Annotated in this window: 17 protein-coding genes and 1 pseudogene; 7 read left to right on the top strand and 11 right to left on the bottom strand. The window is 50.1% G+C overall.

The window, feature by feature from the left end:
• Positions 1-67: 67 nt before the first annotated feature.
• The 5 genes from PsAD46_RS16870 to PsAD46_RS16850 all read right to left on the bottom strand — a co-directional run bounded on the left by PsAD46_RS16870 (position 68) and on the right by PsAD46_RS16850 (position 4,924).
• On the bottom strand, positions 68-742 hold the full coding sequence (locus PsAD46_RS16870; protein WP_153040768.1) for an NAD(P)H-dependent oxidoreductase: 675 nt from the start codon (positions 740-742) through the stop codon (positions 68-70).
• Positions 743-923: 181 nt separating this feature from the next.
• A complete protein-coding gene (locus tag PsAD46_RS16865; protein ID WP_193776959.1) occupies positions 924-2,183 on the bottom strand; it encodes an amidase family protein in 1,260 nt (419 codons plus the stop codon).
• 13 nt (positions 2,184-2,196) lie between these two features.
• On the bottom strand, positions 2,197-3,093 hold the full coding sequence (locus PsAD46_RS16860; protein ID WP_063289880.1) for a polysaccharide deacetylase: 897 nt from the start codon (positions 3,091-3,093) through the stop codon (positions 2,197-2,199).
• Positions 3,090-3,782: an urea carboxylase-associated family protein gene (locus tag PsAD46_RS16855; RefSeq protein ID WP_084404443.1), complete on the bottom strand. Its 693-nt coding sequence runs from the start codon at positions 3,780-3,782 to the stop codon at positions 3,090-3,092. The genes PsAD46_RS16860 and PsAD46_RS16855 overlap by 4 nt, the downstream gene beginning before the upstream one ends.
• A gap of 236 nt (positions 3,783-4,018) precedes the next feature.
• A complete protein-coding gene (locus PsAD46_RS16850; protein WP_063289878.1) occupies positions 4,019-4,924 on the bottom strand; it encodes a LysR family transcriptional regulator in 906 nt (301 codons plus the stop codon).
• A gap of 129 nt (positions 4,925-5,053) precedes the next feature.
• Between PsAD46_RS16850 and PsAD46_RS16845 the strand changes: the two genes are divergently transcribed.
• Together PsAD46_RS16845 and PsAD46_RS16840 are read left to right on the top strand one after the other, a co-directional pair.
• Positions 5,054-6,283, top strand: a complete 1,230-nt coding sequence (locus tag PsAD46_RS16845; RefSeq protein WP_063289877.1) for an aminopeptidase P family protein — start codon at positions 5,054-5,056, stop codon at positions 6,281-6,283.
• A gap of 247 nt (positions 6,284-6,530) precedes the next feature.
• Positions 6,531-7,988, top strand: a complete 1,458-nt coding sequence (locus PsAD46_RS16840; protein WP_063307445.1) for a sodium:solute symporter family protein — start codon at positions 6,531-6,533, stop codon at positions 7,986-7,988.
• A 395-nt stretch (positions 7,989-8,383) separates the two neighbouring features.
• Here PsAD46_RS16840 and PsAD46_RS16835 read toward each other — a convergent pair whose 3' ends face one another.
• Positions 8,384-9,154: a hypothetical protein gene (locus PsAD46_RS16835; RefSeq protein ID WP_063292515.1), complete on the bottom strand. Its 771-nt coding sequence runs from the start codon at positions 9,152-9,154 to the stop codon at positions 8,384-8,386.
• 1,363 nt (positions 9,155-10,517) lie between these two features.
• The gene (locus tag PsAD46_RS28270) at positions 10,518-10,745 is read right to left on the bottom strand and encodes a hypothetical protein (protein ID WP_153040767.1); all 228 of its coding nucleotides are present in this window, start codon (positions 10,743-10,745) and stop codon (positions 10,518-10,520) included.
• A gap of 134 nt (positions 10,746-10,879) precedes the next feature.
• On the opposite strand from PsAD46_RS28270, the gene PsAD46_RS16825 reads away from it, so the two are divergent.
• Entirely contained in the window at positions 10,880-12,100 is a 1,221-nt protein-coding gene (locus tag PsAD46_RS16825) for a choice-of-anchor tandem repeat GloVer-containing protein (RefSeq protein ID WP_063307443.1), read from the top strand.
• Between the two features lie 109 nt (positions 12,101-12,209).
• Here the strand turns inward: PsAD46_RS16825 and PsAD46_RS27695 are convergent.
• The 4 genes and pseudogenes from PsAD46_RS27695 to PsAD46_RS16805 form a co-directional block, all read right to left on the bottom strand.
• Positions 12,210-12,353 (bottom strand): annotated as a pseudogene (locus tag PsAD46_RS27695) (IS481 family transposase); the annotation flags it as partial.
• Positions 12,354-12,888: 535 nt separating this feature from the next.
• Entirely contained in the window at positions 12,889-13,167 is a 279-nt protein-coding gene (locus tag PsAD46_RS16820; protein ID WP_208981889.1) for a hypothetical protein, read from the bottom strand.
• Between the two features lie 1,235 nt (positions 13,168-14,402).
• Positions 14,403-14,948 carry a thioredoxin family protein gene (locus tag PsAD46_RS16810; RefSeq protein WP_063292507.1) on the bottom strand — a complete coding sequence of 182 codons (546 nt, stop codon included), beginning with the start codon at positions 14,946-14,948 and terminating at the stop codon, positions 14,403-14,405.
• Between the two features lie 87 nt (positions 14,949-15,035).
• A complete protein-coding gene (locus tag PsAD46_RS16805) occupies positions 15,036-16,130 on the bottom strand; it encodes an L-dopachrome tautomerase-related protein (protein WP_084404441.1) in 1,095 nt (364 codons plus the stop codon).
• Positions 16,131-16,220: 90 nt separating this feature from the next.
• On the opposite strand from PsAD46_RS16805, the gene PsAD46_RS16800 reads away from it, so the two are divergent.
• The 4 genes from PsAD46_RS16800 (at position 16,221) to PsAD46_RS16780 (ending at position 19,759) form a co-directional block, all read left to right on the top strand.
• Positions 16,221-17,099: a LysR substrate-binding domain-containing protein gene (locus PsAD46_RS16800; protein WP_063292506.1), complete on the top strand. Its 879-nt coding sequence runs from the start codon at positions 16,221-16,223 to the stop codon at positions 17,097-17,099.
• A 760-nt stretch (positions 17,100-17,859) separates the two neighbouring features.
• Complete coding sequence (locus tag PsAD46_RS16790) at positions 17,860-18,360, top strand: J domain-containing protein (RefSeq protein WP_063307448.1); 501 nt, start codon at positions 17,860-17,862, stop codon at positions 18,358-18,360.
• Positions 18,357-18,947, top strand: a complete 591-nt coding sequence (locus PsAD46_RS16785) for a hypothetical protein (protein ID WP_063307441.1) — start codon at positions 18,357-18,359, stop codon at positions 18,945-18,947. Before PsAD46_RS16790 ends, PsAD46_RS16785 begins: the two co-directional genes overlap by 4 nt.
• Before the next feature lie 533 nt (positions 18,948-19,480).
• Positions 19,481-19,759, top strand: coding sequence for a hypothetical protein (locus PsAD46_RS16780; protein ID WP_153040765.1), 279 nt, complete (start codon positions 19,481-19,483; stop codon positions 19,757-19,759).
• The last annotated feature ends 571 nt before the right edge of the window (positions 19,760-20,330 follow it).

Raw genomic sequence — 20,330 nt, 5'->3', positions numbered from 1 at the left:
ACGAAGTCTCGATAGTTCGAGTGCATTTTAAAGTACGGAAGAAGGTCAGTCCTTCTCCCGTGTGTTATTAGGCTATAACTGGCTCAAGCTGCTCGCGGAGTGTGGTAGCCAGATTGTGAGTTTTCTCACGCGCAGCGGCCACAGATCTCTCCCAACGTTCATCCTTAAACTCTTCATAGTCTGCACTGATCAAGTGGATGTCCTCCTGAGCGGCGCCGAGGTAGTGTGCACAGGCTGCAATTGCTGGGTCGAGTGCGTTTATGTGGAATCTGATCCCTTCCTTCTCAAAACCAAATTCGCCACGACTGGAAAGGACTACTAGTTTTTTACCGGAAAGAAGTGGTGCAATTGGATAATCTCCGCGCGAAAGATCAAATGAGAAAGTTTCTCCGATCCGCGCAATCAGATCAAACCACGCTTTCAGGCTTGCTGGCATAGAATAATTGTACATTGGTGCACCAAGTACGATTACATCTGCTGCTTTGATTTCCGCAATCAATTGATCTGATAGGGCGAGCTGCCTTCTCATCTCATCACTACGTTCGGTGGGGGGAGTAAATGCAGCAGCGATCCAGGTTTCAGAAATAAAATGCGGTGGTCGTAAGCCGACATCGCGACGACAGATGACCTCATCCCCGGATTGTTTCCAGTTATCTGCAAACAGTTTGGTCAGGGAACGAGTGATGGAACGTGTTTCTCGTGCGCTCGAGTCAACAATGAGTAGTTCTGGTGCGGATGCCATGATCATCTCCAATTTTTGCATTTATAACTATTCGGAAAAATGGGGTGACGACAAATGATTGAAGATCATCTCAGCATGACATTTCTTCATTATGAACTTTGTTTTGTGGCAAATTAAATTTGCTCTCAACCAACATTCTATACTTTGAAAAAGTGCAGTTTTAAGCCTAAACGCAGCACCTTTAGTTCAGCAAATGCTCAAGATGCAGACCAGCTTGTAAGACTTCATCGTCTGTCCCGTATGCGCCGCAAACAGAGTAACTCAAGCCAGGATCAGCAGGTTTCATCGGTATGGCCAGGGATGGAACGTTAAGGAAGGCTGTGAGCATAGTCAGTTTAAGTACATCTGCATTCTTTCGCTGAAACGTCGCACTGCTCTCTTGGACTTCTGCAAGATTAGGGGGACGACAAGCTACCGTCGGCATCAACATCAGATTACCTGATAAAGTTTCTTGCACAAGTTGGCAGAGCTTGGCACGAGTTGTCATTATATGTTGCAGAGTATCAGCTGAAACTGGGGTAAAGTCCCGCAAGCGTTTTTTGATTTGCGGATCAATCAGCTTATCCTCGAGTGCTACAAGCTGTGTGATCTGCTCATAAGCTTCATGGCCTACAAGTGGCCCAAATTCTGCAAAAAGGGCAAGTGTCTTATCAAAGGCGGGGAATGGTCTGCGTTCGATATCTATCCCGTGATGTTCTAACAGATTCACAGTATCCTCAAATGCATTGGAAATATCTTCATCAAGAACAGGGTGAGAAAAGACAGGTAAAATGAATTTTTGAGTGAAGGGTGTTGCATTCACCCGTTCTGGCAATGTCCCCCTCATCGCACAGTCAAGGGCTATGATGCCCTCTACGTTGCGCGCCATCGGGCCTAATACATCAAGAGAGGGAGCTAGTGGTACGACACCTTCCATTGCATAACGGCCCATAGTAGGACGATACCCGCAAATACCTTGAAATGCGGCAGGGATACGGGTGGAGCCTGATGTATCAGACCCGATCGCAAGATCGCATAAGCCTGATGCTATGGCGCTTGCGCAGCCTGAAGATGAGCCACCCGGTACAAGTGAAGTATCTAAGGCGTTCTCAGCTGTTCCGAAATGCGGATTTAGCCCAAGACCAGAGAAAGCAAGCTCAGTCATGTTGGCATGGCCAACAGGCATGGCCCCGGCATTAATGATAGCTTCTATCACTGTTGCATTCTCACCTGCCGGTCTCTCAGAAAGCAGTTTCGACCCAGCGGAGGTTGCAAGGCCTTTTAGCGCGATGTTTGCCTTGATCGCGACAACGGCTCCGTCAAGCTGTCCATGACCGCTGCTGGTTATCTTTCTTGGTATTGCCGCCCGACTGAGTTCATGGCGCTGTGCCTTGTTGTCAGAAATAAAAATTGAAGTAAAGGAGGTTGTTGCAAGCTGTGCTTCAAACTCCTCACAACCCATGAATGCTCCCATTTTACTTTGCACCCAGATGAACAGGTTGGTTGTAATAAGGCAATTCTTCCACGCGAATAGACTGATTATCACGCACAAACTGATTATTCACATGCTCTGCAATCTCATGAAGTGGTGCAAACCAGATATCACCTCGCTCCAGAATCGTTTCAAGCCATCTTTCAACCAGTGTCCAGCGAGCAAGGCGCCCTGTCAGAAATGGATGCCAAATTGCCATCCAAAAACCACCATGCTCATATTGAGCTTCAAACTCTTCCCAAAACCCTTCCAGTCCCCTCGAAGGCCCTGCGACGGGCATCATGTAATCAATCTCTGAGTAGTGTGCGAAGGGTGGCCAATCATCTGTCCCCCAATGCACCGGCAGTTCAACAAGGGATCCTTTAGCTGTATGAATTCTATAAGGAATATCATCTGCCATCAGTGAACTATCGTACAGAAAGTCATTATCGACCAGGAAATCAATCACCCCTTGTGATGCGTTGTAGACTGGAGCGCGATACCCTTTGGGTGTGTTGCCAACAGTTTTTTTATGGGCTTCAAGAGCTCGCTCAAACCAATAACGGTGTTCCGCATCCGAAAGGTTAGTCGGATCTTCATGGAGATAACCATGGTGGCCTATTTCGTGCCCATCTTCCTGGATTAGATCCATAGCCTCTGGATATTGCTCAACCACCCAACCTGGCACAAAAAACGACTGTTTCAGACCTAATCTGCGATAAGTGTCCAAAATACGAGGTAAAGCAACAGTGGGACCATATCGTCCCATAGAAATTGGATACAGACGATCAAACCCGTCTTTTGGGCGAGAAATGTGGATCAAGCTATCTGCGTCAACGTCGAATGTTATTGCGCAGGCACATCTGGCTCCATTTGGCCAGACAATTGGGTTTTGAATCATGCGTTCCCCCAAAGGGTAACGCGGTAAGCAAGGTCGGATGGAGCACAGTTCTCACCGTTTACTGGAGTGACATCTTGCGGACAAGCAGACATTACAACCAGTACGTCGACCTCAGCACGAAACTCGATTTCATCGTCCGGTCTTGAAACCGGTGCTGCCCATTCTGTTCTGCGGGCTGAGGTGATAGGAACGTTCATCCAGAGGTTAAACGGGTCTGGAATTACCTTTGCTTCTAGGCCGATGGACTTCAATGCCTGGCGCAGATTATCTGTACAGTTATCGTGATATTCTTTGCACCCAAGCTGTTGGTAACGAGCATGATCACACGCGGCAATGACTGTGTCATGCACACCTGAGGACGTGTCACGTACCAACGTAAGCATGGATCGCCTTGCATTGGATACGAGGATATCGCCGACGGTTGGCACTAAACTTGCCAAAGCGGTCCGACAATGGCTCATGGAAAGGTACTCATACAAGTTGCTCGGATTAAACGCCCAAAAATCACAAACTTGCGTGCCTGTTGGATTCACCACGATGAGAGATTGTCCAGCCTCAAGCCTTACAGCAACCCCTGTTCTAGCAGGTAATGTATAATGCTTGTTGAGCTCTGGGCTACCATCACTGGAAATAGCCCCTGTTATGCTGTCGTTCAGACCTGTGGGCATATCTAGGTAAAAATTGGGCATCCGTCACCTCCTTTGATGTGCCCTAATTTTAACATCACATCTCAGGATCACATCAAAACGAATTACTCTCAGTTAGGAATGATGAAATCTCGTTTAGATGGGTCACAATGTATGGACCGCCTGCGTTTCGCGAGAGAGTTTTTACTTGGATGCTTGAAGTCACAAAAGCAATGTTGAAAGCTATCTCTTTGTAGAGCCCGCTGATTTTTGCAACAGCGCCACTTATTCAGCCTGCGCTAATGTCTCAAACCAACTTTCCGTTCGGATAATGCCCAGTCAGAGAAAATGTCGATATGTGCTTGCATTGATGACGGGACACGTTTGGATCTGATGAGATAGTAATCTGACCCGTAGGTCATTCGGCGGTCTGAGAGCTGAACTAGAGCTCCTATCTCCAGATCCGGCTGTACCATCGCAAGCGGGCAAAGAGCGACGCCTTGTGCCGATAATACGGCAGCCCTGAGTAGGTTGAAATCTTCGTAAGTTGTCCCCTGTAAAGGGCCGAGGTCTTCGTTCCCGTTGAGATCAAACCAGCGTTGCCACCCCCATGTATCACCGTCATGCAATAAACCAAGACTGCACAAATCCGAGATGTGATCCAAAGACTTTCCGTGTTGTTCCAATAGGGCTGGGCAGCACACCGGAAGGCTGTCACCACTCAGGAAGAATGACGCGTCAACATCCGCACCCTGCGGTTCGTTCGACAAAAAGGAGAAAGCGATATGTACGTCTGAATAGTCGATCTCGTAACCATGGATTGCATAGATAATACGCGTCTCAATGCTCGGATGGGCTTCTTTGAATTTGGCAAGCCGGGGTATGAGCCAGCACATGGCAACGGATGGGATTGCGGCAATGACCAGTTCGTTGCGGCCATTGTCCGAACGGGCGCGGTGACATGCGGCATCGATCTCAGTCAGTGACAGAGACAGAGAATTTGCCAGTTCAACGCCACGCTGCAACAAGATTGCACGGTTACCCTCACGATGAAACAGCGGTGCCTCCAACCAGGTTTCAAAGTTCTTCACTTGATGGCTAATCGCAGATTGCGTGACAAAAAGGGCGTCGGCTGCGGCTTTGAAAGAGCCTAGTCGTGCAACTGCTTCAAAGGCACGAAGGGCGTTCAACGGAGGCAAGGTCATGATATTCCTTCTTCATTAGAAAAACTAAACCTATCCTGAAATAACATCGTTTGACGAAATCGTGCAACTTCCGGTTCATGTGTTTAGTTTTTAGCCGCTTTTGGCGACATTAAATTCAGGAGTCCCCTCATGGAACGCGAACGTCTACAGAACTACGTCGGTAACGGCGACAAGGCTCCCGGCACTTTCTCAGACGTCGAAATGCAGCGTCGCCTAGACGCCATCCGTGCACATATGGCGAAGGAAAACATCGATGCGGCTCTCTTCACCAGTTATCATTGTGTGAATTACTACTCCGATTTCATCTATTGCCAGTTTGGGCGCCGTTACGGGTTTCTCGTTGACCACAACATCGCAACGTCCATCAGTGCAGGTATCGATGGCGGTCAGCCCTGGCGCCGCACCTTTGGCGGCAAAAACATCACTTATACCGACTGGCAGAAAGACAATTATTTTCATGCCATTCGCCCCCTGATAGGTGGTGTTAAGCGTCTGGGAATTGAGTTCGATCACATCACCATCGACACGCTAAACCTGCTTAAGGCCGAGTTTCAGAACATCGAACTTGTCGATATCTCAGCAGCGTCCATGCGCCTGCGCATGATCAAGTCTGTCGAAGAAATTGCGCATACTGAAAAGATGACACGCATTGCAGACATCGGCGGTGTGGCCTGTGTGGAAGCAATTGCAGTTGGTGTGCCTGAGCATGAAGTAGCGCTGCACTCAACGGCAACTATGGTTCGCGAGATTGCCAAGGTCTGGCCTCATGGCGAACTTTTAGATACCTGGACCTGGTTCCAGTCCGGCGTGAACACCGATGGGGCGCACAACCCAGTCACCAGCCGCAAGATCCAGCGTGGTGATATCCTATCCCTCAACTGCTTCCCGATGGTCGCAGGCTACTACGTAGCGCTTGAGCGTACGCTGTTTGCCGAGCATGCGAGCGATGAGCACATCAAGATGTGGGAACTGAACTGCAAGGTCCATGATCGCGGCAAGGAGCTGCTGGTGCCAGGTGCGAAGTGCTCCGACATTGCCAAAGAACTGAACGAGATCTACGCCGAGGCCGATCTACTACAATACCGTAGCTTCGGTTACGGCCATTCCTTCGGGGTGCTTAGTCACTACTATGGTCGCGAGGCAGGTCTGGAGCTGCGCGAAGATTGCGAGAAGATTCTAGAAAAAGGCATGGTAGTGTCTATGGAACCGATGATCACTATTCCCGAGAACATGCCCGGCGCGGGTGGCTACCGCGAACATGACATCATCGTGATCGAGGACGAAGGCAATCGCAACATCACCAACTTCCCTTACGGACCCGAGCATTTGATCGTCAAATCAGTTCTCAAAGCGGCTTGATCTATATGAAACGCCCCGACCTGTGCATGGTCGGGGCGTTTCCGCATCTAGAGACATTTTAATCTGGGAGGAGCATATGTTTCTGAATTCATGGGTACTTGATTGGTTTGTCATCCTGAGTATGGCCACCATCGCCGCCGCGCTTGTTGCCTGGCTGTTAGATCGCGTTCGCAAAAACGACTGACCCCAAAGACCCGTTCCGCAACAGAAGGCGGTGCATCACTTACCAAATCTGGAGGAGGAGATCATGGAAAGTATTCCGTGGATCAACTGGCTGATCATGGCGACGTCTTTTATCGCATTAATCTGGCTGGGTTGGAAATCGAGCAAAGTTGTGCATTTCAATAACGATGACGAAAGCGGTTTTCTAGTCGCTGGCCGGTCGCTTGGCCCTTTTGTGGGTGCCGCGACGATCGTGGCGACGGGCTACTCCGGTTGGGGCTTCATGGGCTCACCCGGTGTAGCTTACGAGTTCGGTGCCATCGAAATTCTAGGCAACTTTATGTTTGCACCTGCAATGGTGATCGCTGTACTTTTCTTTGCTAAGTTCCTGTCGCAGCGCGCAGCGTCCATGGGCAGTAATACGATCCCGGAATATGCAGCCAACCTGCATAGCACCGGTGGACTAGCTCGTCTGGTTCAAGGCGTTGCGGCAATCGTCACAATTGTCTTGTTACTCGTATTCCTGACTAGTCAAATCAAAGCGGTTGGCATACTCGCGTCAGGGTGGCTTGATCTACCGCAGGTCTGGGGCGCTACGGTGATGATCTCAATCATCATCCTGTATACTGTTCTAGGTGGTCTGACGGCGGTCGCTTGGACTGACACGCTGATGCTGATAGGCATGTTGATTGCCGCGGTTATCGTGTGTGTTCAGATGTTCAGCGACATTCCCCTGATGCAGATGGTCACTCAGCTGAATAAGATCGACCCTAATCTCGTGAACCCTGTGTCTTCTGACCCTTACGGCCAGGCCAAAGGTGCAGTCTATCTGGTTTTGCCCTATGCGTTCATGTTTTCCGCTGTCCTGCCCTACATGGCAGTGCGCTTTCTGGCGTTTCGAGCCGACGTGAAGTTCTCGACTGTTGCGCTCTATGTGGCGCCTTTTGCGTGCATCCTGTCGCTTATCCCCATCGTCGGTCTCTACATGCGGCTTAAGATGCCGGATCTCGCCGAGGCCGATCAGGCCATGCCGGTCTATTTGGAGACGTTCCTGCACCCAGTTCTAGGCGGCTTCATTACGCTCTGCATCCTGTTTGCCATGCAGTCCACGGCAAACTCGTTGCTGCACACGGTCGCCTCTGCTGCATCTCACGATCTACGTCGAGCGCTGTTCCCGGGTCATGAAAACCCCAAGACAGTTTTGTTCATCAACCGAGCGGCAGTTGTGGTGTTTGGATTGGTCGGCTTGTTGATGATGATCTACGCGCCACCGTTCTTCCTGTCCTGGTTAGGTATTCTTGGTACAGGCACTCTGCTTGCTGCTTTGGTTGGTCCGGTCTTCATTTCAGCGTTCTGGCGCGGAAACGCATACGGCGCACTGGCTGCTATGGTTGGAGGCTTCTGCATTTCGGGCTACCTGTTGATCTGGGGTGCTACTGGATGGGTGGTAGGGCCTTTGGTTGGATGCGTAGTTTCGTCGGTCTTGTATGTCGGCGTGAGCATTCTGACATTCAGTCTGGATAGGCGGGCTGCAACCGCTTGATCATAACGCATCGCCAACAGCAAGGGTAGGACTTTGGAACTGCCCTTGCTGTTGAAGTTTGAGAGCGTGGAGTTCGTCACAGTTACCCGACAATTTGATTAAAGTTGCTATGCCGCCATTCTACAAGTCCTTTGTTCAATAGATGTGAAAGAGTAATGAAGGTTTATATGTGCTCTTCGTTCGGTAACTGTACATTTATTGAGTTGAGAAAAGTTCACCCCACAAAGATCTACGACATCGTCACCTTGATGTTACCTCAACCTCTACCAGAAACTCATGAATATCGTCTTCTAGCCCACTCTTGGAGCGGGCCAAAGTTGTCGGATATTCTTGATCGCCTTTTCAGTTGCCGCAAGGGCGGCCTTGTGGTTAGGTTTAAAAAAGATCTTCGCGTCTTATTCGGTGAGAGCTCGGAAGACGGGTTCCTGTTTTAGGAATGCTGCTTGTTGCTCGCCGCCAGCACGGTCGCTGTTTAGCTCGTTGCGGTAGCTAATGTAGCCCCAGTGGTGAGCGGAGACGTCTGAATCTGGCTTTACGCCTTCATCTACCCAGTTGGTCAACAAAGCTCCTTCTATCTCTTCAAAGAACTGGCGTGTTTTTACCAGCTGCTCAGTGGTGTAAGGCTCGCCTTCTTCTTCAGCACGGATGTAGAGAGTGAATTGGGCACCATCAGAAACACGTCGCGCCAGATTACTAGTATCTACGCTACCCTTAGTAGAGTCTAGATTGGTCACTTTCCACTTGTCGATTGGAGAGTCTGGAGACAAAAGCAGGCCGGAGATTGCATCAAATGCTTGTTCGAGGTGCTCTTTCTTTACAGAAATATGAACCTTATCGCCGTGGTTCTCGCCTTTAAACTGCCCTTCTTCGCGACCAAAGTTAATGAACGAGTTGACGCCCGGTAGATTGTAGTAGCTGAAGCTTTCGTGATCACCGAAGTTTTGCGATTTGATGTCGTTGTAGTTTGGCGTTGAGTTTGCGAGGCGGAATACTGGTGCGCGCTCTTGACGAAACACTTGTGCAACCTTTTCAGGGCCTTCAGCAGTTACGCCGTCCCCGTTTACTGAACTTGGCAGGCTATCGTAAGTTGGTTCGAAGGCATCTCCGTCAAAACCGCCTCCGATAAAGTGCGAAGGGCTAAAACCTGAAGCTCCATCTATTGGCATCTCATCTCTCCTCTAGATCACCCAGGTGGAGCGAACTGCGCCGCATTGCTGAGCATGCCCCACCATTTACTGTTGACTGTTATTTAAGAGGGCTGGATGCGGGGAAGTGTATCGTATGGAACACCTCGTCCAAACGTGATCGTATGGTTAAAGGGTTTGGGGATGAAAAGTTGTGCCGTATGCCGGCTGCCTAATTTGAGGTTGCCCCTTCAACTTCGGTGAGCTTGGACTGGTTCGAGAAAAGTGGAAGGACTTCGGGTTAGCGTGTCTCAACTCTTGATGGAAACGCTCTAATGGCGGCTTCTGGCCCTCGACGCTAGCAACGGTCTCTCACTGGCCGGAGTTCTCGCAGTGTTATGAATGACCACTTTCCGCCCATAGAGACAAGGTGAGTGGGAGCAATCTTAAGTTGATGTCTTGCTGCAGCTGAGGCTGCTCTAAGGTAGCGTGAGTGTCAGCTTATGGTCACTCAGCAACAAGCAGACCAAAATCTATCGGAGGTTGAGGTGGCACGCTGGCCAGAAGCTACTGGGTTGAGGCTGAATGGCAGTTATTGGTCAAAAATTGCGGTTCGACTGTAGGCTCACACCAGCGCTGAACAAGAATATCCTACGTTTTTCTTGTAGCCCAAGAGCAAGCCTGAACAGTGCGGGTTGAACATAAGAAAACCCGTTGCGAAAAGCATCGCAAGGTTGCTTCATGCCTCTGGTCTTTTCTTGCGGGCCTGCGTGGGCTTGGAGGCCCCTGATCAGAGACGCTAATATGACTTTCTCAAGCAGCACGATTCCGCCTAAAAGCGCTCTTCATCCTTAGCAAACGTGACAACACGAGCTGAGATATTGCGAAGCTTCAACTCTTCGACAAACGCCTTGCAACCTGCCTCATAGACACACCGCGATTTGTAAGGCAGTCCCAGCAACTGTAGGAGAGTAATAAAGTATCATACTCAGTAATAAAGATTCATACTGAGGAATATAGTATCATACTGACGAGGGCTTAGCGGACATTGCTGCCCTTCGCTGCAACGCAGAAAACTCTGATCAGTGAGAGGTGGCGGCTAGCGTCGAGGGCCATGAACTGCCATTCAAGTAGTTCTAGCATGGGTTGTGATATGCTCACCCTAAGGATTTTCAGTAGCTTTGATGGGCGATCTGAAACTACTCAACTGACCATGAGCGGACATTCACACAAATACATGACGGTTGCGACCATAGCTTAATCATTCGTTCACGGCAAAACATTCACTGCAGGAGCAAGACGCTATACACACTGGTACGTTTAATAAGAACCAAGTATCCTGTTCGTTACTAGTGACAGCTAGAGACTTGCAGTAACTAAGATTCGAGTTTGTAATTATCTTTGGCTATGGCCTGAATGTTTCTTCTGCATCTCTTTGTTTTTCAGATGCTATCTCTTGTTCTGTCCGTTCAATTTCATCCGCAACCCACCTTCGCACGCTTAATTTCTCGTTATTTAACAAGCTTTCTAGAGCTTCTTTTTCTTTCTCCAATATCGGAACTAACGAACCGGTATACCGTCTAGCATAGCGATTTGCCGATATTGCTGCTGGAACACTTTTAACATCAATCAATCAACGCGATACGCTGGCTTCTCAAAAGTCCCCCCATACACCAGATTTGGTTATAGTCCCAAAGTTTGGGAATCGACGTCTAAACACCGCTTACAATAGACTGCCTTATCAGCAGGTATGTGGGGGATAATTGAATGACACAGAGCCCGTCATCGAGCGTTGTATGCTCAACGCTATATAACTTTGGCGCTACTTTCCAAGACGGATATACACCAAATGGCCGCCTTACCATCGACCCTTCAGGCAATCTATATGGGGTTTTGAATACCGGAGGGTTAGATAGAGGTGATCCCTCGGGGCACGGCGTGGTATTCATGCTTGCGTCGGACACGCATGGTGATAGCTACCAATATAAAGTATTGTACAGATTCGCAGGCGGGACAGCGGATGGCGCCCGTCCGATTGGGGGTCTGGTCATGGGCCCAGACGGTAACCTATATGGTACGGCAGCCGGTGGCGGGACCGGCTGGACTGGGACTGTGTTCAAGCTTGCTTCCAATGGGGATCTCACCAACCTATACAATTTCAACCCGGTTGTGGGGCACAAAAATTCGGACGGAGCGGCACCGAGAAGCCATCTGGTCATAAGCGCAAATGGAACGTTGTTTGGAACAACCTCCGCGGGAGGCACCAATGGCGGAGGGACTGTGTTCTCACTTACGCCAAAAGGTGGGGGGGGCTATTCCTTTAAGAACCTGCACAACTTTGCACCTATTAGGGGCAACAATTACTCCGTTGGCGGGCTGGTGATGGATGGGGCCGGAAACTTTTACGGACTCGTCTCCGCGGGAGGTGAATATTCGAGCGGCGAAATCTTCGGGCTGTTCGTCTCCGGTGATCAGACTTATACCTACAAGAGACTCTACAGTTTCCCGCTAGACCATACTGATCCTGTCCTGCCCTACGGCAGTCTGGTTATGGACAATTCCGGAAAAAAGATGTTTGGTACGACCAGCCGAGCCGGAGTTTCGGGCACAGTCTTCAGTTACCCGAGCGGAGACCCGAGCAACCGGAAAACGCCCGCTCAGCCGACCACCCTACACCAATTCGATGATATGAACGGATTATCCTCCCCCCAAGCAGGGGTCATCATCGACAGCGCGGGCAACCTGTTCGGGACCGCGCAGTATAGCCCGAAAGGACAAGGTGGAGTCTATAAACTGACAAAGAAAGACAATGGGACATATAGCTACGCTTCGTTGTACGAATTCAACGGGAACGCAGGGGAATATCCGGAAAACACTCTGGTCGCAGGTCCAATGGGTGGCATGTACGGAACGACGGGCGAAGGCGGCAAGCACCAAAATGGGACCATTTTCAGAATCGAGACAGCTGAACCTATGGTAGTGTTGTAAGGCGGTAGCGTTTTACAGATCGTCGTCACCAACCCGGGGCGCGGCTATGCTTCGCTTCGGGTTGGTGATGACCACTAAATTTGTGCATAATCCGGCTCCGAAATACTGCCTAGGTGTTTAGTCCCGTTGTGTGATGGGGTGGGTTGATTTTGAAACGATCTGGATCATTTGTCCAGATTTTGTAGATGTATTCGAATGGTGTGAGGCCCTGCAACGTCTTCAGTCGCCGGGCATAGTTGTAAGCGGCAATGAAGGTAAGCGGGGCTAAGACAACACCTTGACTGCTCACTGAGCTAACGCTCTAAGAGCTTTAGTCATACAAAAGCCATGGTGGTGGACGCCGAGCGCTCACGAAGTTCTGCCCAGCCCAAGCGAGTTCAACCTTTGCAGGAGTCGGTCGAACAGCAACTTGGGATCCTCAACGTCAAGCTGACTAAGGTCAATCCTAAGTTGACCTCGCGCTCTGGATGGGCTGTACCGTAATTAGGCGAATGGCTGCAGAGGTCCCCAAGCACCATGCTGCACTCGTGAAACTCTTTGCTCTAACCAATGTCAGCAACGGGCTCGAAATGAAACGGCTCCAAAGCGTATATGTGTCCAGGGACGTTTGTCAGAAAAAGAGTACAGTGTTTCCGCTAAGACTGGCGCAACCTTTAATGGAATTGCCCGAATGACGGTTCTTGGCCCCTGTTTGACTTGGTTATCAGCTACAAAACATCTGATTTGCTTTCCTCATTGCTTGGTCTGGTTCGCACGCACGTCAAAGTCCTGAGCTAGTTATCAGAGTCTCACATTTGATGTCGACTGCGCATTAACGTCAGGGTGATCACTGTCCAAACACCTATCCGTACGGCCAAGGCCCCTACAGTTCGCATCTCATATGCCACTCCTTGAAAAACCAGAAATCCGAACCCCAAAGCAATCAGGCCCGTTGCCACTGCGATAAACGCAGACAGACCAAGTGCCCAGTTACGCTGTAGCCAGATCCCAATTGCAGCACCGATGTAGAGAAAGCCTGCTAGAAAATTGAACCAGAGCACGACTGGCATGTAGTCGCCCGCAGCCACTTGAACCTCCACTGGCCCAAATAAGACGCTCCCACCGGAAATCAGAGTCAGCACCCCAAAAATCCCAGCGAAGAGTGCCAAGGACCTCCGCCAAAACGTTGAGCCGTATGATCGGGGTTCTGTTGAAGTCATTTTTTGGGAACCTCTGTGAGAGCGGCTTGTGCGTCAAATAAAGGATATAGGATTGGTTATAGAAATATAACTCCACAATGTGCCTCTTTCCTATTGCACAGAGCCTCTGATAGCTCTTCTTACTGCAATTAAATTGTGCGACTCAAAATGTCGTCGCCCGACTTAATGTGCGTCGACGTTAAATAGAGAACCAAATTAGAAACACCGGAATCGCGACGAGCAGAAATACCCCTGCAATTCCGGTCCATGTGGGTACTATCAGGTAGGATTTGTGGGGCAGAGCAGGGTTGTAGAATACAGTAACACAGTCGCCTTCATGCTTTTGAATACCACCCTTCTGCCACTCAGCCATTCTGGTTCCAGTGGCCCTAATAATGAACGGACTTAACCGCTTGCCGGTATAGGATATGTCGTTGACAGAATATTCATACCTCACGCGTGCCGTGTGCATTCTCTCATCAGAGCTTCCAATGCTTGAAACCCCATCTTCCGTGAGTTTTCCAATCGTCTGAGGCCAGCGGCGTATGCGAAAACATGCGGTGATGCTAACGATCCCCATGAGCAAAGCATAGGCAATACACGCAGACAGAACCGCGTAATGTTCCCCATTAAGTAAATCAGTCCATAATTCTTGCATGCATTAAATTACCGCAAATGAGATTGGGAGAAATAGCGCAGAACACGCTCACGGTTTTGGGAGTTATACTATGTCGCTTGTGGTTGCACTTGAAACCAGCCCTTGTTCCTAGCTGGATGTATCGATCTTGAGTAGCGAGCTTTGCGATTCCTAACTTAGAACATGCCGAAAAACTATGATCAGCCGCCCTCCAAGCTATGACGCGATTAGTTTCAGCGTCAAGCGCGCAACAGCCGTCATTCATACTCGTTGCAGCATCTATTGCTTTGGGCTCTTTGCAACCTACTCGGGCGGATGCATCAATCTGTGCTCGAGCGATCCAATAAGGTTCTCAGAATATCTTTTATGCAAACAGCATCACCCCTTGGAGGATCTGCTCGAATTCCCACAGTTGGTCCTCTGCTAGTGGCTACTGCGTCCGGCTTCTTAGTTGCCCCCATTTTGACTAGCTTTCGCGTAAACAGATCTACTTCCACTTTATTGAACAACCCATGCTCGGGATCTGATGCTTCGGTCCGCAGCTGGTTTTGGCAACCTGACGCATGGCATTGAGAAGTTCTGGTGTGCGGTTTGTTGGGTCGTCGAAGCCAGCATCATCCAAGCGGCCACGGTATTGCAGCTCACCCTTGTTGTTGAAGCCGAAGAAATCTGGCGTACAAACTGCGTTATATGCTCTGCCAACTTCTTGTGTCTCATCCAGCAAATACGGAAACTTGAAGCCAAATTCCTTGGCAAACTTTTTCATGAAGCTCGGTCCATCAGCAGGCACTGAGCGATAATCATTGGACATGACAGCAAGAACGCCGAAGCCTTCGGCTTTGAGCTGTTTCATGTCTTCTGCCAAGCGATCTGCAATGGCCTGCACATAAGGGCAATGATTGCAAATAAAGGCGATGAGCAAACCGCTTTCACCAATCTGGTCAGACATGGTGAAGCTGGTGCCATCAGCATCTTTGAGCGTAAATTCTGGCGCTTTCCAACCAAAATCGCAGATTGGTGTGTTCAAAAGCATGGGAGCCTCTCAATTTCTTGTATTTGATCTTAAATGTGCAAATGACGAGCTGTTTGAACCCGTCAGTCACATCCGTTTCTTTGAAACTTATTTGCCTGGAACCGGAAAACGCATCACGTAGAATGGAGCCTTTGCACCATTGACGCCTTGATTGAAAGCCGGGTGCTTATGCAACTGGTTTTGCGTAACATAGACATATCCGTCTTGAGCAACATCAAAGCCATCCGGCCAGGAAAGCCGTTCGTCCTGAATGAGCACTTCGTACTCTCCAGCGGTGGTCAGGCCAATGGCTGAGTTCTCGATATCAGAAACGAAGAGACCACCATTGGGATTGAAAGTCATACCATCGCTAGGCTTTTTGGGACCGTATTCTTCAATGAAAGTATTCAGATCGGCGGAATTTACGGAGGGATCTGCAAGTTTTGCAGCCGGGATGCGGAAGATCTGCTCGCCATTCACAGTGCCGAAGTAGACCCATTTGCTGTCATCAGAGATGGCAATTGGGTTGAGGCCGAAGCGTAGATTGTTGAGGGAGCCATCTTCTCCTTTGGCTGCCATCAGGCCACCGTCAATCACCACATCGCGGTCTGGGGAGATAAACTGCTCTGCCGCTTCCAGCAGGCGGCGGGCTTCGCCGGTCTTCAGGTCCACGATAACGATGGCTGGCTTGGATGGCCCCGCCAGATTGCCGAGGGTCATATCCGCGATATAGATCTGACCACGTTTTTCATCGATCACAAAGTCCTGAAGGAAGGAGTTTGCTGTCAGAGCAGATTTGTCAATCTGCAAGTCTGCGTGAAGCGTGTTGGTCTCAGAGTTCCAGCCCAGCAGACGAGGTGCAGAAGTATCGTTTCCCATGTCCAGCATCCAGACCACGCCATTGGAGTCTGTGTCGACACCAATCACAGCAGACAAGCCGAGTTCGCCTACTTCCGGACCATCTGCCCAATCTTGAGTTGGGAACGGGGCCTTGCTGCCATCTTTCAGAACTTCAACCACCTTCAACGCCGGCCCATCCAACGGCTGCATGCTGACAATCATGCGTCCGTTTGGCGTTACGGTGATGTTACCCGGGCGGGTTTCAGAGAATTTTGCTACTTCTTCCAACTGAAGCGGCTCGCCAGCTACAGCAGATAATGAGAGGAAAGACAGAGCAGAGGCTGCCAGCACAGATTTTAGCATGAATAAAATTTCCTTATTGATTATTGACGTTCTATGAAACATATGGCTAAACACGATCAATTAGTAAAACTAGAAAAATAAATAGGTCCTATGAGTAACGCCAATAGATCTCCCTTCCGACTTGATACGGACCTGACTGTGCTTCGCTCTTTGATCGCTGTCATTGAGGAGGGTAGTTTTTCCGCTGCAGCAGAAAAAGTGGGGCGGACGCAATCGGCGATCAGTCTGCAAATTGCCAAGCTGGAAGAGCGGTTGGATGTGAAACTATTTGAGCGTACGAGCCGTTCTCTTTCCCAAACCAGCGAAGGTGAGATTTTTATCGGCTATGCCCGAAAGATTTTGGAGTTGGCCGATGAGGCTGTGTTGAGCGTTTCTGCGCCCAAGGAGCAAAGCATGCTGCGCGTCGGGTTTGCAGAGTATCTGGTACCGCAGCACCTACATATTCATCTGGCCCGCTTCAAACGAGCACACCCCACTTGTGATCTCAACTTGATCCTCGGCGGCGGGGCTGACTTGTTGTGTCTTTTAGATGCCGGGGAGCTGGATGTGGTATTCGCCGGACCAGAGGCCTCTGGCGGCAAGCAGTTATGGCAGGAGCCGCTGGTCTGGTGCGGGCAGCTGCCTGCGGCTGATAAACCACTGGAACTGATCTTGATGCAGGAACCATGCAGCTATCGCGCTATAGCAATCTCTGCCATGGAAGCCATGCCCTCTGACTGGAAGATCTCAATCACTGCGAACTCCATTCAGGCTGTACAGTCCGCCATAAAAGCAGGGCTTGGAGTTTCCATTCTACCGGCCTCTGCATTGCTGGAGGACATTCCTGTGATTGAGAGCGCCCTACCAGGGCTGCCAGTAACTATCGTCTTAAGTTATTTGTCCGCACAGGAAGAAAATCCACTGGCGCAGCGCTTCATTGATTACTTGCTGTGTTATTTACAAAAGACGAGTGCTCTGCAAACTGCTTAGTTTGATGAATGTATTGACGAGATTTCATATAAGTGCTCCCTACTATTGGTCACACGTGCAGTCTTTGGTTCGCTTCGCACGACACACTCCACACTAGTGTACTCAAGGGTTATGAAGGGTTATTTATCAAGCCGAATGAGAGGATTTGCTGCTAGCAATCTCAACCCTTGGTGGAACCAGCCGAATGGCTGCTTGTGGCCCTCGACGCTAGCAACGGTCTCTCACTGGCCGGAGTTCTCGCAGTGTTATGAATGACCACTTTCCGCCCATAGAGACAAGGTGAGTGGGAGCAATCTTAAGTTGATGTCTTGCTGCAGCTGAGGCTGCTCTAAGGTAGCGTGAGTGTCAGCTTATGGTCACTCAGCAACAAGCAGACCAAAATCTATCGGAGGTTGAGGTGGCACGCTGGCCAGAAGCTACTGGGTTGAGGCTGAATGGCAGTTATTGGTCACGAGCGATTTGCTGCACTCGCGAAGGCAGATCGTGTGGCGTATGACTGCAATGGGCTCCCGAGCTGTCATAGGACAGTTCATAAACTTCCCGCGCTTCTTTCTCCCTTCCTTTCTGTCGTTTTAATCTGAGGTTCTGCAGCAGGGCTCGCGCCCTCACGCGAACTAGATCGTCTCTCTCCTGACTACAATCTTCCTCACCTTTCAGGCTCCGGGAGATCATGGACAGCCTCACTCCTCACCAGCTCCCGCTCACCCGTTTTATTGGCAAGGAAAGTAGAAACGGACCTTCCAGAGACGGAGCAAACACCATGAAAATTTCAGACGCCCTTTCCATCCTCGGACTTTCTTCAGGTGCAACACAAGAGGCAATCAAATCCGCCTACAAGGGTGCTGCCAAGAAATACCATCCAGACCTGAATCCGGCTGGGGCTGAGATGATGAAGCTTGTTAATGCTGCCTTTGATGTGCTGCGCGATGCAACCAGCACACAGACCCAAGAGGACAGCGATTGTAATTACGGCGAAGAACTCAACGCGGCCATTAACGCCATTATTGATCTTGATGGGCTGGAAATTGAAATTTGTGGTGCATGGGTGTGGGTGGGTGGAAATACCCGAGAACATAAAGAGACCCTGAAACAGGCAGGCTTCAAGTATGCCAAGAAAAAGCAGAAGTGGAATTATCGCCCGTCCGGATGGAAGTCTCGCAGCCGTGGCACCTATTCAATGGATGATATCAGGGACGCACATGGCAGTACGCGCCCGTCTCGTCCTAGTCGCCGTAACTATGCACTTGGAGCGGCGGCATGACACTGGAAGAAACGGTTTTACCGGTCGCCAGAATGTTGTTTGAGGGGGAGGGGACAATCCTCTCCCAAGGCCACCTTGTCACGGTTGAGGCTCCCATGGGAGCCTTGGTCATCAGCTTTATGAAAGAGCGCGGCCGCATACGAACCAATGCCAGCCTGCGGCATGATTTGGGAGACAGTCACTATTGGCGCAATCTGAAAGAATATGCTGCGTGGGGAGAGCAGCCAGCATTACGGCGAACGTTTGCGCCTGACCGGTTTACATCCCATCCTGAGCAAGTCCTGAAGGAGATCAACCGTCACATCACAGAGCCAGCGTTCCCGCTGGCCTTTAAGGCACTGGCGGCGATTGCTGATCATCACGATAAAAAGCGCAAGATTGCAGACGCGATCAAGCGGGCAGCTCCATCAGAAGCGCATGTGAATATTCACGGCAGGTACAGTTTGCGCAAGGCTATTCAAAGCTTTGATTGCAGTGCTCGCGGTGCTTTCGAGATCCGGCCAGACAGCACTTATTGTGATCTGGAAATTCAACATCTGTCTTTAGAGAAGATGGAACAGCTCATCACCTTCCTGAATGCCTCCTGACGCGGGGAGGCTTTCATCCGCCTTATTGTCTTATTTGGAACTAACCGTGCGCAGGCCGGTGCCCTGCGGGATCTGCCGATCCCACGACGCACACTCTCTCCAAAGTCTTCATCTGGGAAAGTATGAAAGCGGCGCGCCCTGGCTTGCAAGCCCTTCGCGGGATCAGCAGATCTCACTTCGAACTTACAATCCAGCTCACTCATGTTTGTTGATGGGTTGGAAGCTGGCAAGCGATGGCCGCACCCACCACATGCCAGCTTCCAACAAGCCGAAGTTCTGACCATTCTTTTCTGTCGTTTTGACCTGAGGGACAGCTTTAAGGGCTTTGCCCTCACGTGACCTAGATCGTCGCTCGCCTGACCACAATCTTCCTCGCCCTTAGGGCTGCGGGAGACTATGGACAGCCTCTCTTCTCACTAGCTCCCGCACACCCGTTTGTTTGGCAAGGGAAATGAAACGGACCTCATTGAGACGGAATGAACATCATGGTTTTTGCAAGCCGTTCAAGTCTCTTGATCACAAGGGAGCACAACATGAATGCCAAGATCCTCACATTTCCAACAAAGCAGACAGCAATTAACCGCGCTGAAGTCATCTCATTTTCTGAGGTGCTGGAGGCGGCTTGGGATGCTTCATTGGAAGCCACACTGGAGTTTGTTGAACAGAACGGCGATTATTTTGAGGAAGGTGGAGCCCATGTTGTGTTTGCTGATCTCAATGCCCCGTTCGTGCGCCTTTTAAAAGTCAAAGGCGTAGGGGAGGCCATGAGCACAGGAGAATGGAAAGTCTCGCTGTTGCTGGGACTGCCTTAGAAATCGCGGTGTGTCTATGAAGCGGGTTGCAAGGCTTTTGTCGAAGAGTTGAAGCTTCGCAATATCTCAGCTCGTGTTGTCACGTTTGCTAAGGATGAAGAGCGGTTTTAAGTGGAATCGTGCTGCTTGAGAATGCCATATATTAGCGTCTCTGATCAGGAGCCTGCATCCTGACGAGTGCCCGCAAGAAAAGACCAGAGGCATGAAGCAACCTTGCGATGCTTTTCGCAACGGGTTTTCTTATGTTCAACCCGCACTGTTCAGGCTTGCTCTTGGGCTACAAGAAAAACGTAGGATTTTCTTGTTCAGCGCTGGTGTGAGCCTACAGTCGAACCGCAATTTTGACCAACACCGGCCATTCAGCCTGCTGTTGGAGACAGCCAAGCAGCCCGATGTTTCAACTCTAGGTTATTCTGGTTTGACTTACTATAGAGAGAGGAAAGTTAGATTTTTCCGTTGAATTTCCTCTCTAGCTAGCCGACCCCAATTAACCGAATGACTTCCCTAAGGGAAGGAGCAAATTTAGATCGTTGATACCAGTTTCAAAGGTTGGCCCAACTCTCATTGCGGT

The sequence above is a fragment of the Pseudovibrio sp. Ad46 genome, assembly GCF_001623065.1.
GTDB lineage: Bacteria > Pseudomonadota > Alphaproteobacteria > Rhizobiales > Stappiaceae > Pseudovibrio.
The sequence above is the reverse complement of the archived record's forward strand: the minus strand, read 5'-3'. Positions and strand labels throughout refer to the sequence as shown.

Excerpts from the sequence above, each read along its gene's own strand:
- PsAD46_RS16800 (WP_063292506.1), top strand. The coding sequence starts at position 16,221 with ATGAGTAACGCCAATAGATCTCCCTTCCGACTTGATACGGACCTGACT.
- PsAD46_RS16780 (WP_153040765.1), top strand. The coding sequence starts at position 19,481 with ATGAATGCCAAGATCCTCACATTTCCAACAAAGCAGACAGCAATTAAC.
- PsAD46_RS16840 (WP_063307445.1), top strand. The coding sequence starts at position 6,531 with ATGGAAAGTATTCCGTGGATCAACTGGCTGATCATGGCGACGTCTTTT.
- PsAD46_RS16865 (WP_193776959.1), bottom strand. The coding sequence starts at position 2,183 with ATGGGTTGTGAGGAGTTTGAAGCACAGCTTGCAACAACCTCCTTTACT.
- PsAD46_RS16790 (WP_063307448.1), top strand. The coding sequence starts at position 17,860 with ATGAAAATTTCAGACGCCCTTTCCATCCTCGGACTTTCTTCAGGTGCA.
- PsAD46_RS16805 (WP_084404441.1), bottom strand. The coding sequence starts at position 16,130 with ATGCTAAAATCTGTGCTGGCAGCCTCTGCTCTGTCTTTCCTCTCATTA.
- PsAD46_RS16870 (WP_153040768.1), bottom strand. The coding sequence starts at position 742 with ATGGCATCCGCACCAGAACTACTCATTGTTGACTCGAGCGCACGAGAA.
- PsAD46_RS16845 (WP_063289877.1), top strand. The coding sequence starts at position 5,054 with ATGGAACGCGAACGTCTACAGAACTACGTCGGTAACGGCGACAAGGCT.
- PsAD46_RS16825 (WP_063307443.1), top strand. The coding sequence starts at position 10,880 with ATGACACAGAGCCCGTCATCGAGCGTTGTATGCTCAACGCTATATAAC.
- PsAD46_RS16850 (WP_063289878.1), bottom strand. The coding sequence starts at position 4,924 with ATGACCTTGCCTCCGTTGAACGCCCTTCGTGCCTTTGAAGCAGTTGCA.
- PsAD46_RS16810 (WP_063292507.1), bottom strand. The coding sequence starts at position 14,948 with ATGCTTTTGAACACACCAATCTGCGATTTTGGTTGGAAAGCGCCAGAA.
- PsAD46_RS16835 (WP_063292515.1), bottom strand. The coding sequence starts at position 9,154 with ATGCCAATAGATGGAGCTTCAGGTTTTAGCCCTTCGCACTTTATCGGA.
- PsAD46_RS16785 (WP_063307441.1), top strand. The coding sequence starts at position 18,357 with ATGACACTGGAAGAAACGGTTTTACCGGTCGCCAGAATGTTGTTTGAG.
- PsAD46_RS16860 (WP_063289880.1), bottom strand. The coding sequence starts at position 3,093 with ATGATTCAAAACCCAATTGTCTGGCCAAATGGAGCCAGATGTGCCTGC.
- PsAD46_RS16855 (WP_084404443.1), bottom strand. The coding sequence starts at position 3,782 with ATGCCCAATTTTTACCTAGATATGCCCACAGGTCTGAACGACAGCATA.